13 protein-coding genes are annotated in these 13262 nt (G+C 71.4%); 7 read left to right on the plus strand and 6 right to left on the minus strand.

Going from position 1 to position 13262, the window contains the following annotated elements; genetic code table 11:
* The 3 genes from ADY59_RS32855 to ADY59_RS32865 form a co-directional block, all read right to left on the minus strand.
* A complete protein-coding gene (locus ADY59_RS32855; protein ID WP_049570503.1) occupies positions 1-300 on the minus strand; it encodes a DUF4193 domain-containing protein in 300 nt (99 codons plus the stop codon).
* Positions 301-584: 284 nt separating this feature from the next.
* On the minus strand, positions 585-1853 hold the full coding sequence (locus tag ADY59_RS32860) for a sensor histidine kinase (protein ID WP_049570534.1): 1269 nt from the start codon (positions 1851-1853) through the stop codon (positions 585-587).
* Between the two features lie 38 nt (positions 1854-1891).
* Complete coding sequence (locus ADY59_RS32865; RefSeq protein ID WP_049570504.1) at positions 1892-2545, minus strand: response regulator transcription factor; 654 nt, start codon at positions 2543-2545, stop codon at positions 1892-1894.
* Between the two features lie 199 nt (positions 2546-2744).
* Here ADY59_RS32865 and ADY59_RS51765 point away from each other — a divergent pair, with 199 nt between their 5' ends.
* Positions 2745-2909, plus strand: a complete 165-nt coding sequence (locus tag ADY59_RS51765) for a hypothetical protein (RefSeq protein WP_197093971.1) — start codon at positions 2745-2747, stop codon at positions 2907-2909.
* A 54-nt stretch (positions 2910-2963) separates the two neighbouring features.
* On the opposite strand, the gene ADY59_RS32870 is transcribed toward ADY59_RS51765, so the two are convergent.
* Together ADY59_RS32870 and ADY59_RS32875 are read right to left on the minus strand one after the other, a co-directional pair.
* Positions 2964-3776, minus strand: coding sequence for an inositol monophosphatase family protein (locus ADY59_RS32870; protein ID WP_049570507.1), 813 nt, complete (start codon positions 3774-3776; stop codon positions 2964-2966).
* On the minus strand, positions 3776-5788 hold the full coding sequence (locus ADY59_RS32875) for a S9 family peptidase (protein ID WP_049570510.1): 2013 nt from the start codon (positions 5786-5788) through the stop codon (positions 3776-3778). Before ADY59_RS32875 ends, ADY59_RS32870 begins: the two co-directional genes overlap by 1 nt.
* Positions 5789-5844: 56 nt before the next feature.
* On the opposite strand from ADY59_RS32875, the gene ADY59_RS32880 reads away from it, so the two are divergent.
* Positions 5845-6792: a ferrochelatase gene (locus ADY59_RS32880; RefSeq protein ID WP_049570513.1), complete on the plus strand. Its 948-nt coding sequence runs from the start codon at positions 5845-5847 to the stop codon at positions 6790-6792.
* On the opposite strand, the gene ADY59_RS53505 is transcribed toward ADY59_RS32880, so the two are convergent.
* A complete protein-coding gene (locus tag ADY59_RS53505; protein ID WP_049570537.1) occupies positions 6783-7940 on the minus strand; it encodes a lytic transglycosylase domain-containing protein in 1158 nt (385 codons plus the stop codon). The two genes, ADY59_RS32880 and ADY59_RS53505, sit on opposite strands and share 10 nt — an antisense overlap.
* A 91-nt stretch (positions 7941-8031) precedes the next feature.
* Here ADY59_RS53505 and ADY59_RS32890 point away from each other — a divergent pair, with 91 nt between their 5' ends.
* From ADY59_RS32890 to sepH, 5 genes are all read left to right on the plus strand, one after another.
* On the plus strand, positions 8032-9234 hold the full coding sequence (locus tag ADY59_RS32890) for an MFS transporter (RefSeq protein ID WP_049570516.1): 1203 nt from the start codon (positions 8032-8034) through the stop codon (positions 9232-9234).
* Between the two features lie 54 nt (positions 9235-9288).
* Positions 9289-10008 (plus strand): polysaccharide deacetylase family protein, encoded by a 720-nt coding sequence (locus ADY59_RS32895; RefSeq protein ID WP_049570518.1) that lies wholly within the window; start codon positions 9289-9291, stop codon positions 10006-10008.
* 38 nt (positions 10009-10046) lie between these two features.
* Positions 10047-11324, plus strand: coding sequence for a D-arabinono-1,4-lactone oxidase (locus ADY59_RS32900; protein WP_049570521.1), 1278 nt, complete (start codon positions 10047-10049; stop codon positions 11322-11324).
* An 87-nt stretch (positions 11325-11411) separates the two neighbouring features.
* Entirely contained in the window at positions 11412-12353 is a 942-nt protein-coding gene (locus tag ADY59_RS32905) for a protease inhibitor I9 family protein (protein ID WP_049570524.1), read from the plus strand.
* A gap of 161 nt (positions 12354-12514) precedes the next feature.
* Positions 12515-13262: septation protein SepH (gene sepH, locus ADY59_RS32910; protein ID WP_049570527.1), on the plus strand; the 748-nt coding region annotated here is incomplete at its 3' end.

Here is a 13262-nt window from a genome sequence, read left to right on the forward strand (position 1 = left end):
TCAGGCGGCGCACTCCCGGCAGACCTGCTGACCGTTCTTCTCGGAGGCCAGCTGGCTGCGGTGGTGCACGAGGAAGCAGCGCGCGCAGGTGAACTCGTCGGCCTGGCGCGGGATCACGCGCAGGCTGAGCTCTTCGTTCGACAGGTCCGCACCGGGCAGTTCGAGCGACTCGGCGAGATCGGTCTCGTCGATGTCGATGCTGCCGGACGACTTGTCGGTGCGCCGCGCCTGAAGCTCTTGGAGACTGTCCTCCCCAAGATCGTCATCTGTCTTGCGCGGGCTGTCGTAGTCGGTAGCCATGGTGATTACTCCATCCCCCTCATCAATATGTCGTCGCGCTCATCGCGCGTCTTCTAACGTCCGGGAGGCCCGTCTTGTGCCCGTTCCGCCGGGGAGATTTCCCATCGGTACCCCGGGGAAACGGACGACGAACCTCCCAACACGTCAGGGCGCGGCGCCGCCGGCAATGGTTAGCCAAATATGGCCGAACCCACAGCCTTGGCGTCATGCCCCACCGTGTTCGACGGCACATCCAACCACATGTGCGACGCGAACGAGACGCCCCCCGCAGGGCAACACGCCGATCAACGCCTTGGAAGCCTCATGGTGACCACAAGACCTCCGCCCTCCCGTGGCACTGCGTTGACGTTGCCGCCGTGCGCCTGCACCACGGCGCGGACGATGGACAGCCCAAGACCCGCTCCCTTGGCCGAATCCACCCGATCGGCATTGAGCCTCCGGAACGGTTCGAACAGGCTGTTCACCTCGTACGCCGGGACGTGCTGCCCAGTGTTGGCCACCTGAACAACCAAGGCCCCGTCCACCATTCCCGTACGGATCCATACTTTTCCGCTTTCGGGATTGTTGTACTTCACGGCGTTCTCGAGGAGGTTGCTGATCGACCGTTCCAGCAGAACCGGGTCGCCCACGGTAGGGGCGCTGACCAGTTCGGTGGTGAAGCTCACGCCGTGCTCGGCGGCGAAGGGCATCACCTGGTCGACGGCCGTCTGCGCGACCTCCATCACGTCCAGCGGCTTGCGCACCGCCAGCTCGCGTTCGCTCCTGGCGAGCAGCAGCAGGCCCTCGATGAGCTTCTCGTTGCGGGCGTTGACCTCCAGGAGGGTACGCCCCAGCGCCTTGAGGTCCTGCGACGCCTCCGGATCGGACAGGGCGATCTCCAGGACCGTCCTGTTGATGGTCAGCGGTGTACGCAGCTCGTGAGAGGCGTTGGCGACGAACCGTCGCTGGGCGTCGAAGGCGACGTTGAGCCGGGTGAGCATGTCGTCGAAGGTGTCGGCCAGCTCCTTGAGCTCGTCGTCCGGGCCCTTGAGGTCGATGCGCTGGTGGGCCAGCGTGCTGCCGGAGAGCTTGCGGGCCGTGGCCGTCATCTGCGTGACGGGCCGCAGCGCCCGGTCGGCGATGAAGTAGCCGATGATGAGCGCCAGGATGCCGACGCCGGCCAGCGCCATGAACGAGCTCTGCACCAGCGCGTCACGCGCCCTGGCCACCGCCTCCAGCCTGGCCGCGTGCCAGATGGCCTGGGCCTGCGCGTTCTGCTGCTCCGTCACCCACTCGCCCAGGTCGAGGGTGGGCCAGGCGTCGTCGATCGCGTTGCCCACGATGGCGTAGACCGAGAACAGCAGCACGGCGGCGGCGGCGAACACCAGCGCGCTGTAGGTGATCGTCAGCCGCCAGCGGACGCTGACCCTGCCGGGAAGCTCCTTCACAAGCTCCATGGTGGATCGCGTCGCCTGCGGCGAGTCCGGCGGGGGTGGGCCGTCCCACATGGGCGGCCCCTGCGGGGGCGGCGCCTGGGGGCGCACTCCTTTCCGCTCCGAATGCGGGCTGATCATCGGATGCGTCGGCGCCGACGCGCGATCCGGCCGTTCCGTCACAACTTGTACCCAACCCCGGGCACAGTCTCGATCACCTGAGGCTCGCCCAGCTTCTTGCGCAGCGTCATCATGGTCACCCGCACCACGTTGGTGAACGGGTCGATGTTCTCGTCCCAGGCCTTGTCGAGCAGGTCCTCCTGGCTGACCACGGCGCCCTCGGCGCGCATGAGCTCCTCCAGGACGGCGAACTCCTTCTTGGTGAGCACGATCTCCTTGCCGTCGCGCTCCACCAGCCGCTTGCCCGGGTCGAGCCGGACGCCGGCGCGCTCCAGCACCGGCGGCAGCGCCGGGGCCGAGCGGCGGCCCAGCGCCCGCACCCGGGCGACCAGCTCGATGAACACGAACGGCTTGGCCAGGTAGTCGTCGGCGCCCAGGCCGAGGCCCTCGACCTTGTCGTCGACGTCGCCCGAGGCGGTCAGCATCAGGATGCGCGAGGCGGTGCGCTGCTCGACCAGGCGCCGGCAGACCTCGTCACCGTGCACGACCGGCAGGTCGCGGTCCAGGACGATCACGTCGTAGTCGATGTAGGAGGTGCGCTCCAGCGCCCCGCCGCCGTCGTAGGCGACGTCGACGGCCATGGCCTCGCGCCGCAGCCCGGTCGCGATCGCGTCGGCGAGCACCCGCTCGTCCTCGACCACCAGCACTCGCACCCTGGTACACCTCTCTCCGATTGTGGTGCCTCATTCTGCCCACAGCCTCGATAAGCGCACGGTAAGGCATGTACGGGCTCGCCACGGCAGCCACGGCACAAGCAACAGTCAATTTCATGTTTCGGCACCGGAGAGGCCTGGGTACACCAGCCAGACACCTTTCGCCCCCACGATTACGGACCCCGAGAGAGTAGGTGAGATGGGCGAGTTCACGACCACGATCGAAAGCCGCCTGAACCAGGCTTACCAGGGCCTGCGGGAAGCCAGGAGCACCGGCGACGACTACCTCGCCGACACCCTCACCGCCGAGATCGAAGACCTGCGCCGGTTGGCCGACGATCACGGCGTCCCGCTGCCCCGCTGAACCACCGACGGCCGGAGTCCCAGGAGGAGGGGCTCCGGCCGTCGCACGCCCGCGTCAGGAATCGCGCTCCGGATCGAGCGGGACGAGCAGGTCGTGCAGTTCCTCGAAGAGGCCGGGCGCCGCGCAGAGCGTCAGGTCGGTGTTGCACGGCCTGCCGCCCAGCCCGCCGATCCTGGCCCCGGCCTCGGCCGCTATCAGGCCCGCCGCGGCGTAGTCCCAGTAGTTGACGCCGCGCTCGTAGTAGGCGTCCACCCGGCCGCCGGCGACCGAGCACAGGTCCACGGCGCAGGAGCCGCCGCGCCGGATGTCGCGTACGTGGGGCAGCACTCCTGTCAATACCTCGGCCTGTACCGCCCGCCGCGCCGACTCGTAGCCGAACCCGGTCGCCACCAGGGCCTGCCCGAGCGGCACCGCCGGGTTGCAGCGTAGCCGCTCGCCGGCCAGCCAGGCGCCCTCGCCGAGCGCCGCGGTGTAGACCTCGCCGCGCGGCACCACGTTCACCACGCCCGCCACGACGCGGCCGTCGACCTCGACCGCGATGGACACGGCCCAGTCCGGCAGGCCGTACAGGAAGTTGACGGTGCCGTCGATGGGGTCGACGACCCAGCGGACGCCGGAGTCGCCGCCACCCTCCTCCCCACCTTCCTCACCGCCTTCCTCACCCAGGACGCGGTCGCCGGGCCGGGCGGCGCGGACGCGCTCACGGATGAGCTCCTCCGAGGCCCGGTCGAGCGCGGTGACGACGTCGGTGGGGCTGGACTTGGTCTGGACGGCGCCCGGCTCGACGGACATCGTGGGCCGCTTGGCCAGCAGCATGTCGCCGGCCTCGCGGGCGATGTCCTCGGCCAGGCGCAGGAAGTCCGTCATCACGCCACCGAGTCCGGGCGCTTCCACTCCTGGCCGAGCACGTGCTGCGCGAGGAAGGCCAGGACCGTCTCGTACCAGGCGACGACGTTGCCCGGCTTGAGGATCCAGTGGTTCTCGTCGGGGAAGTAGAGGAACTTCGACTCGACCTCGGAACGGCGCAGGTCCCACCACAGGCGCAGCGCCTCGCCGATCGGCACCCGGTAGTCCTTGTCGCCGTGGATGACGAGCATCGGGGTGCTGATCTTGTCGAGCGCGTGGTGCGGGGAGAGCCTGGCATAGCGCTCGGAGCCGGGCGCGCCGAACTCGCGCTGCCAGTAGGCGGACACGTCGGTGGTGCCGGCGAACTGGTCGAGGTTCCACAGCGAGGCGTGCGTGACGATGGCGCGGTAGCGGTCGCTGTGACCGGCGACCCAGTTGGCCATGTAGCCGCCGAACGAGCCGCCCATCGCGCCGACGCGCTCGGCGTCGATGTCGTCCCTGGCCAGGGCCACGTCCACGATCGCGTCGAGATCGGCCTGGGTGCGCGGGCCCCAGTCGCCCCAGCCTCGGTCGATCATCTCCTGACCGTAACCGGTGGACAGGCACGGGTCGGGCATCAACACGGCGTAACCGTGCTGGGCCATGATCCACGACTGCCAGCGCCACTGCCAGTCGTTCCAGGAGGCGACCGGGCCGCCGTGGATCCACAGCAGGAACGGCGCCGGCGCGTCGGCGGAGGCGCCCTCGGGCAGAACGAGCCAGCCTCGGACGGTGGCGCCGTCGTCGGCGGTGGCGGTGATCTCGGTGAGCGTGCCGGGCACCTCGGGGCGCGGGGCGGGCGACGCCAGATCGGTGACCTCGCCGGTGCCGGCGTCGATCCGCGCCGGAGCGGGCGCGAGGGCGACGCCGCTGCGCAGCGCGTACACCGAACCGCCGTCGGCGGAGACGTTCAGGCTCAGGTAGGAGGCGTCGTCCTGGGTGACACGCACGGCCCGGCCGATCCCGCCGGCCCCGCCGATCTCGCCGGTCTCGCCGTCCAGCGGGACGCGGAAGACCGGGCGGCGGCCCTGGAAGTCGGCGGCGATGTAGACGGCCGAGGAGTCGGGCGCCCAGGCGAGGTCGCCGGGGAACAGGTCGCCGGCGTGGGCGCGGCCCTCGCCGGTGGCCAGGTCGGCGATCCACAGCTCGACCCTGACCGAGACGTCCAGGTCCGTGTGGCGCTCGCGCGCGCACGCCAGCCGGGTCCCGTCGGGCGAGACGGCGAGCGGCCCGCCGAAGTCGTGGCCCTCCTCGCTGAGGAGCGTGCGCCGCTCCCCGGTGGCCACGTCGACGGCCACCAGGTCGGTCCGGCTCTGCCCGGCCGACAGCGGGACGCGCCAGGTGGTGATCACCGTGCGGCCGTCGGGGGTGAGCTCGAAGGCGGCGTCGCGCAGCGCCTCGCCGGGCTCGGGGGTCAGCTCGCGCACGTCCTCCAGGCGGTCGGCGCCGAGCCGGCCGGCGAACAGCCGGGTGCGGCCGGGGCCGAGGTCGTGGTCCCAGTAGCGCACCGGGTAGCCCTCGTGCAGGATCGCGCTGATCCCGGCGTCCTTGCGGGCCTTGCGCCGCTCCTCCTCGCCGGCCGCGTCGCCGTCGAGCACGTCGGAGGCGAACACCACCACGTCGCCGGCCGTGCGGAAGGCGCCGACGCCGCCGGGACGGGCCGCCACCTGGCGGGCCTCGCCGCCGTCGCGCGGCAGCAGCCACAGCGCGGGCACCTCGTCCCCGGCGTCCTTCGCCGTCGGGTCGGGGCGGGCGGAGGAGAAGAGCAGGTCACCGGCGTCGGTGAAGTGCGCCTGGGTCTCTCCCTTGGCCGATCTGGTCAGCCGGTACGGCTCCCGGTCCAGCGGGACGGCCCACAGCGCGGTGCCGTACGACTTCCCGTCGGGGTTGAGCGACTGCACGGCCGACACGAGGCGGGAGCCGTCAGGTGAGAGCCTCAGGGAGAGAACTCGGGGAATCGCGACATATTCGCGAATGTCGTCAAATGCGGTCACCCGTCCGAACCTACCTCGTGAAAGGACCACCGGCACGCGCGCATAAGGTTGCTCACGTGGGAGATTACGACGCGCTGCTGGTGCTGTCGTTCGGCGGCCCCGAGGGCCCCGGCGACGTGCTGCCCTTCCTTGAGAACGTGGTGCGGGGCCGCGGGGTGCCCCGGGAGCGGCTGATGGAGGTCGCCGAGCACTACCAGGGCTTCGGCGGCGTCAGCCCGATCAACCAGCAGTGCCGCGACCTGGTCGAGGCGCTACGCCCGGTCGCCGGGGTGCCCGTCTACTGGGGCAACCGCAACTGGCACCCGTTCGGCGAGGAGACGGTCAAGCGGATGGCCGCCGACGGGGTGCGCAGGGCGGCGGTCTTCGCCACCTCGGCCTACGCGGGCTATTCGAGCTGCAGGCAGTACTACGAGGACATCCACCGCATCTCCTTCGAGGGCGGCCCCGAGCTGGTCAAGATGCGGCATTTCGGGGACCATCCGTCGTTCGTGGAGGCGATGGCCGACCACACCCGGCAGGCGCTGGAACGGCTGGGGCGCGACGACGCGCGGCTGGTGTTCACCGCGCACAGCATCCCGGTCGGCATGGCCGAGAGCGCGGGCCCGGCGGGCGGGCTCTACGAGGCGCAGCTGCGCCGCACCGCCGGGCTGGTCAGCGAGGCGCTCGACCGCGACGAGCCGTGGGACCTGGTGTGGCAGTCGCGCAGCGGCCCGCCGCAGGTGCCGTGGCTGGAGCCGGACGTCTGCGACCACCTGCGGCAGACCGGCGCCGGCTCGGTGGTGCTGGTGCCGATCGGGTTCGTCTCCGACCACATGGAGGTCGTCTACGACCTCGACACCGAGGCCCGCCAGGTGGCCGCCGAGCTGGGGCTGCCGATGGAGCGGGCGGCGACCGCCGGCACCCATCCGGCGTTCGTGCGGATGGTGCGCGAGCTGATGGACGAGCCCGAGCCGGTCGCCTGTGCGCTGACCTGCTGCCCGGCGCCGCGCCGCCGTCAGGCGTAGGCGCGGGCGTAGGCCTCGGCGATGCCCAGGACCTTGTTCACGTAGTCCCACGAGTGGTTGTAGTGCCACACGGCCTTGCGCAGCTTCTCGCCGCCCTGACCGGCGCCCGTCCTGCACAGGTAGTTGGCCGCCCCCGGCACCGCGTCGTACGGGCTCCAGATGTCGCGCTCGCCGTCGCCGTCGCCGTCGACCCCGTACGCCTTCCAGGTGGCGGGCATGAACTGCATCGGCCCGAGCGCGCCCGCGCTGGACGGGCCGTTGTTGCGCCCGTGCCCGCTCTCGACCTGCCCGATCGCCGCGAGCACGGTCCACGAAAGGCCGGGGCAGCGGGTCGCCGACACCTTGTAGAGCTCCAGGTAGCTGCCCGGCCGCGCGGCCGTGGCCGTCGCGGGCTGCTCCCGCTTCTCGCCGGTACGCCGGGCCTCGCCGAGCATGACGACCTGGCTGCCCTTGCCGAGCACCTTGCGCACGCCCTTCTCGCTGATGCCGCCATCCTTGCCGTGCAGCAGCACCGCCACGCCCTGCGCCATCCCGAGGGTGCGGCCCAGGTCGGTGCCCACCAGGCCGTCGACCCCGGTCAGCCCCAGCGGGGCCGAGGCCCCCACACGCAGCCGGGGCCCGCCGTCCACCTGGTAGTAGGCCCCCAGCGCGAGGCCGTACCTGCGCATGGCCGCCGAGTCGGCGACGAACTCGCCCCTGGCCAGCGCGCTCCACACGCCGGGCTGGTCGGCGACGGCCTTGGGGGTCCAGGAGCGGAAGTCGGCGGGGTCGACCGCGAGCAGGTTCAGCCCGGTGCCCGACACCTTGACCGAGCCCGCGTCCACCACGACGGCCTTCTGCACGTGCTTGAGCGCCGACAGCGCGTGGCGGGCCTGCCTGGGCACGGTGCCGGAGGCGATGGCGAGCACCCGGGGCGGGGTGGGTGTGACGCCGGCGCCCCCTTCACCGAAGTCCTTGACGGGAGCCGTCGTGGGAACGAGCTTGTCGAGCGCCTGGGTCTCCCGCCGCACCGTCCGCGGCTCGGGCGCCGCGGGCGTCTCGAACGGGTCCTCGCCCAGGAGCAGCACGACGCCGCCGGCCGCGAGCGTGACGGTGAGCACGGCGACGACCATGAGCAGTACGCCGCGTGGAGAGGGAAGACCGGACACGCGGGACACGTTAACCCACGTGCCGCAAAACAGGTTGCGGTCCGGACAGACGATACGCAAGGGTGTGTCGGCACAGTAAGGAGAAACGCGGATGGTCGGGCCTTACCGGGGGTTGTTCAAAGGGCCCGGCGTCAAGGGTTTCGTCCTGGCGGGGTTCGTCGGCCGGATGCCGATGTCCATGCTCGGCATCGGGATCGTGCTGCTCATCCAGGGCGTCACCGACTCCTTCGCGATCGCCGGCGCGGTGGCCGGGGCCTGCAACGTGGCCTTCGCGATCGCCGCCCCGCTGTCCGGGCGGCTGACCGACCGGTTCGGGCAGAACCGGGTGATCGTCCCCTTCGCCACCCTGAACGCGCTCGCCCTGACCAGCCTCATGCTCAGCGCCGCCCTCAGCCTGCCCGACTGGACGCTGTACGTCTCCGCGCTGCTGGTCGGGGCCACGTCGCTGTCGCTCGGCTCGATGGTGCGGGCCCGCTGGTCGCACGCGCACGGCGGCTCGGCCAAGCTGCACACGGCCTTCGCGTTCGAGTCGGTCATCGACGAGGTGATCTTCGTCACCGGGCCGGCCCTGGTCACCGTGCTGGCCACCGCCGTCAACCCGTTCGCCGGGCTCGTCGTGGCGCTGGTGTGCATGTTCGCCGGCTCGATCGCGCTCGCGCTGCAGCGGCGTACCCAGCCGCCCGTGCAGCCGGTCAGGAGCGGTGGCGGCAGCCCGATCCGCATCCCCGGCATCGCCCTGCTGTCATGCGTCTACCTGGGCCTCGGCGCGGTGTTCGGTTCGGTGGACCTCATCACGGTGGCGTTCGCGACCGAGCACGGGGCCAAGAGCGCCTCCGGGTTCCTGCTGGCCGCCTTCGCGGGCGGGTCGATGGTGTCGGGCCTGTGGTTCGGCTCGCGGCACTGGCGGATCTCGCTGCGCGGCCGGTTCGTGCGCGCGCTGGGCGTGTTCGTCGTCGGGCTCCTGCCGATCATGTTCATCGGGGACGTGCCGGTCATGGCGGTCGGGCTGTTCCTGGCCGGGCTGGCCATCTCACCGACGCTCATCACCGGCTTCTCGCTCACCGAACGCCTGGTGCCGCCGTCGCTGCTCACCGAGGGCATGGCGTGGATCTCGACGTCGATCGGGTTCGGCGTCGCGCTGGGCGCCTGGGCGGGCGGCAGGCTCACCGAGATGTTCGGCCCGTCCAACGCCTACGGCTTCTCCCTGGCCTGCGCGCTGTTCGCGGTCGTCGTCGGGATCGCAGGTTCGGGTTTGCTGAGACTTCCCGAAGCGCCTTCACCGGCCAAGAGCTGATCCGCTACGGTCGAGACATCCCTCGCAACATCCATCACATTGGAAGCTTTGCTTATGTCCCGACATCTCAGCTCACTTTTGGCCATCGCGGCTGTCACGGTCGCCCTCGCCCCCGCCCCGGCGCTCGCCGCCCCGGCCGAGAAGGAAGTCGACTGCACGAAGGTCAAGTGCGTGGCGCTGACCTTCGACGACGGCCCGGGCAAGTACGCGGGCACGCTGCTCGACACGTTGAAGAAGTACGACGCCAAGGCGACGTTCTTCCTCGAAGGCCAGTACGTGAAGAGCCGTCCCTCCTACGTCAAGCGGATGGTGGAGGAGGGGCACGAGATCGGCAACCACAGCTACAAGCACCCCGACTTCACCAAGATGACCGCCCCCGCGATCCGGTCCGAGATCCAGCGGACCAACGACGCGATCAAGAAGGCGGCGGGCGTCGAGCCCAAGCTGCTGCGTCCCCCGTACGGCCTGTCCGACCTGACGACCTCGGAGGTCGCGGCCGAGTTCGGCATGCCGATCATCCTGTGGACCGGTGGCTCGCGTGACTGGGAGACCAAGAACGAGGAGTCGATCAAGAAGCAGACGCTCACGGTCGCCAAGCAGGACAGCATCGTCCTCATGCACGACTGGGTGAAGCAGACCGTCGACTCGATGCCGTCGATCATCAAGACGCTGCAGAAGAACGGCTACCACCTCGTCAAGGTCTCCGACATCGTCAAGCACGAGAACCTGGAGCCCGGCGACGCCTTCCCCCTCCCCGAGGGCTGGGAGAAGTGAGTATCGTTCGCGTTTAGCCGAACGACAGGGGTGCGCGCGTGGCCTTCATCAACTGGGCGGGGAACCAGGCCATCGAACCCGCCGAGGTCCGCGCCCCCACCTCCACCGGCGACGTCGTCCGGGCCGTGCGCGACGCGGCCGCGAGCGGGCGGCGTCTGCGCATGGTGGGGACGGGCCACTCCTTCACCGGAGTGGCCCTCACCGACGGCCTCATGCTGCGCCCCGAAGGACTGACCGGCGTCGCCTCCTGGCAGGACGGCCGCGTCACCGTCCTGGCCGGCACCCCGCTCAGGACGCTCAACGAGCTGCTCGGCGAGCGCGGCCTGGCCCTGGCCAACATGGGCGACATCACCGAGCAGACCGTCGCGGGCGCCATCCAGACCGGCACCCACGGCACCGGCCGCGACACCGGCGGCCTCGCCGACCAGGTCACCGGCCTTGAGCTGGTGCTCGCCGACGGGACCGTGACCACGGCCGGGCCCGGCGAGGACCTGTTCGACGCCGCCCGGGTGGGCCTGGGCGCGCTCGGCGTGCTCACCGCGGTGACCTTCCGGACCGAGCCCGCGTTCCTGCTGCGCAACGAGCGCCGGCGGATGCCGCTGAGCCGCATCCTCGACTCGCTCGGCGAGCTGACCTCGGGCAACGAGCACCTGGACTTCTTCTGGCTGCCGCACACCGACGCGTGCCTGGTCAAGACCAACAACCGGCATCCCGGCCCGGCGAGCCCGCCCGGCGCGTTCCGGCACTGGCTGGACGCGGTCTTCCTGGAGAACACGCTGTTCGGCGCCGCGTGCGCCACCGGCGCCCGCTTCCCCGGCCTGATCCCGCGCATCAACGCCGTCAGCGCCTCCGCGCTCGGCGACTCCGCCTCCGTGGACACCTCGTACAAGATCTTCACCGCCCGGCGGGACGTGCGCTTCCTGGAGATGGAGTACGCCGTCCCTCGCGAGCGGCTCGGCCAGGCGCTGCGCGAGACGCGCGACCTGATCGAGCGGATGGACTGGAAGATCACCTTTCCCGTCGAGGTACGGGTCACGCCGCCGAGCGACGCCTGGCTGTCCACCGCGTACGGCCGGCCGACGGCCTACGTCGCCTGCCACATCTACCGGCCCACCCCCAACCCGGCCTACTTCGAGGGCGTCGAGGAGATCATGACCCGGCTCGGCGGGCGGCCGCACTGGGGCAAGCTGCACACCCGGAACGCCGCCTACCTGGCCACGGTCTATCCGCGCTTCGCCGACTTCCTGGCGCTGCGCGACCGGCTCGACCCTGGCCGCCTGTTCGCCAACGACTACCTGGACACGGTCCTCGGCTAAGCCTTTGGTAAAGAACCGGCTGGCGAATCGACGGGATCGCGTGTCCCGTACCTCCTGAGGGGCCCGCGACCGGCACCCTCTTCGCTCGTGCCCCGACGATTCGGCCTGCCCTCCCTGTACCTCGCGGCGGCCGTGGTCACCGCCGCAGCGACGGCCGTCACCACCGCTGTCCCCCTCATGACGCCCGCCTCCGGCCTGGCCGCCCGGCCCCTCCGGGCCGAACCGGCGCGCCCGTACATCGTCACCGCCCGTGACCGGGCGGCGGCCCGCGACCTCGTCGGCGAGGTGCGCCGTCGGGTGCGGCGCTACTACACCGCCGCCCTGCCCGGCTTCGCCACCATGCTGAACGCCGCCGAGGAGGCCGAGCTGCGCGCCGACCCGCGCGTGCTGGCGCTCGAACCCGACCGCGAGATCCGCCCCGCGGCCGGGCGCGCCGCCCTCCCCGCCCGGGCCCCTGCCGGGCGTGGCGTCACCGTGTACGTCGTCGACAGCGGCGTGGACGTGGCCCGGCTCGGCGACCGGGCCTGGCGGGCCTTCGACGCCACGGGCGGCACCGGCCACGACTGCACCGGGCACGGCACCCGCGTCGCCCGCGCCGTCGCCGCCGCCGCGCCCCACGCCAGGATCGCCTCCGTGCGGACGCTCGGCTGCGGCGGCACCGGCACGCTGTCGGACGTGCTGGCCGGGCTCGACTGGGTCCGCCGGCACGCGCGCGGCCCGGCCGTCACCAGCGTCCAGCTCGACACCGCCGGCTCCCCCGCGCTCGCCACCGCCATGCGCGCCCTGGTGAGATCCGGCGTGCTCGTCACCGCCGCCGGTCCCGGCGCCTGCCGGGCCGCACCCGGCGAGCCCGCCTACACCGCCGCCGCCCCGCGACTCGCCGGCGCCGCCGCCAGATATCTGGAGTTCCATCCGGGCGCGAATCCGGCGGATCTGACCACTTGGCTCAAGTGCACGGCGACGCGCCCAGCGATTCGCCAGAATCCGTCGAGGACCTCTAACCTCCTCCTGCGCACCGGCGGGCTCTGAAGGGGATGGATTCGTCAAATGTGACCGGCGTCACATCGCCTCCGGGCTATCCCAGGAAGGCGATGTTCGGACATGCCGGGTACGGTGCTGGCAGGCAACCGGCACACGCGAGAGACTCAAGGGTCCGGGGGAAGAATGGCGACGCTGACGAAGGGACTCGCATGCAGGAGCTCCGACTCGTCGCGGTGAGTGAGGACGGCACCTACCTCGTGCTGGCTACTGCCGGACGGGGCACGCGCTTCACACTCCCCGTGGACGACCGGCTCCGTGCTGCCGTCCGCGGCAACTTCTCCCGTCTCGGCCAGTACGAGATCGAAGTGGAGAGCCCGTTGCGTCCCAAGGAGATCCAGGCCCGCATCCGAGCCGGTGAGACCGCGGAACAGATCGCCGCGACCGCAGGCATCCCGGTCGAGCGTGTCCGCTGGTTCGAGGGCCCGGTCCTCCAGGAGCGCGAATACGTCGCCCAGCAGGCCCAGCGCGTCACCGTGCGCATGCCCGGCGAGTCCTCGCCCGGCCCCACCCTCGGCGAACTCGTCGCCGAACGCCTCAACCGGCGCGGCGTGCCCACCGACGAGATCGACTGGGACTCCGCCAAGCGCGACGACGGCCTGTGGCGGGTCAAGCTCGGCTACGTGTGGAACGGTCACACGAGGCACGCCGAATGGCTCTTCGACCCGCGCCGCCGCCACGTCACCCCGCACGACGACGAGGCGCTGCGCCTGTCGTCGGCCGACTTCGACCCGGACCCCGTGGTGGAGGACACCACGGTCACGCCGTTCACGCCCCGCGTGGCCAAGCTGCAGCCGGTGCCGCCGCTGGCCGCCGACCCGCTGCCGTTCCCCTCGGTCATCCGCCACGAGCCGGACGATCCCGCCCCCGCCATCGAGGCGCCCTTCGACCGGCAGCCGC

This window comes from Nonomuraea sp. SBT364 (assembly GCF_001083785.1).
Classification (GTDB): Bacteria; Actinomycetota; Actinomycetes; order Streptosporangiales; family Streptosporangiaceae; genus Nonomuraea.

Coding starts and splice junctions, on each gene's coding strand:
- ADY59_RS51765 (WP_197093971.1), top strand. CDS start 2,745: ATGGGCGAGTTCACGACCACGATCGAAAGCCGCCTGAACCAGGCTTAC.
- ADY59_RS32870 (WP_049570507.1), bottom strand. CDS start 3,776: ATGACGGACTTCCTGCGCCTGGCCGAGGACATCGCCCGCGAGGCCGGC.
- ADY59_RS32855 (WP_049570503.1), bottom strand. CDS start 300: ATGGCTACCGACTACGACAGCCCGCGCAAGACAGATGACGATCTTGGG.
- ADY59_RS32860 (WP_049570534.1), bottom strand. CDS start 1,853: ATGATCAGCCCGCATTCGGAGCGGAAAGGAGTGCGCCCCCAGGCGCCG.
- ADY59_RS32890 (WP_049570516.1), top strand. CDS start 8,032: ATGGTCGGGCCTTACCGGGGGTTGTTCAAAGGGCCCGGCGTCAAGGGT.
- ADY59_RS32895 (WP_049570518.1), top strand. CDS start 9,289: ATGTCCCGACATCTCAGCTCACTTTTGGCCATCGCGGCTGTCACGGTC.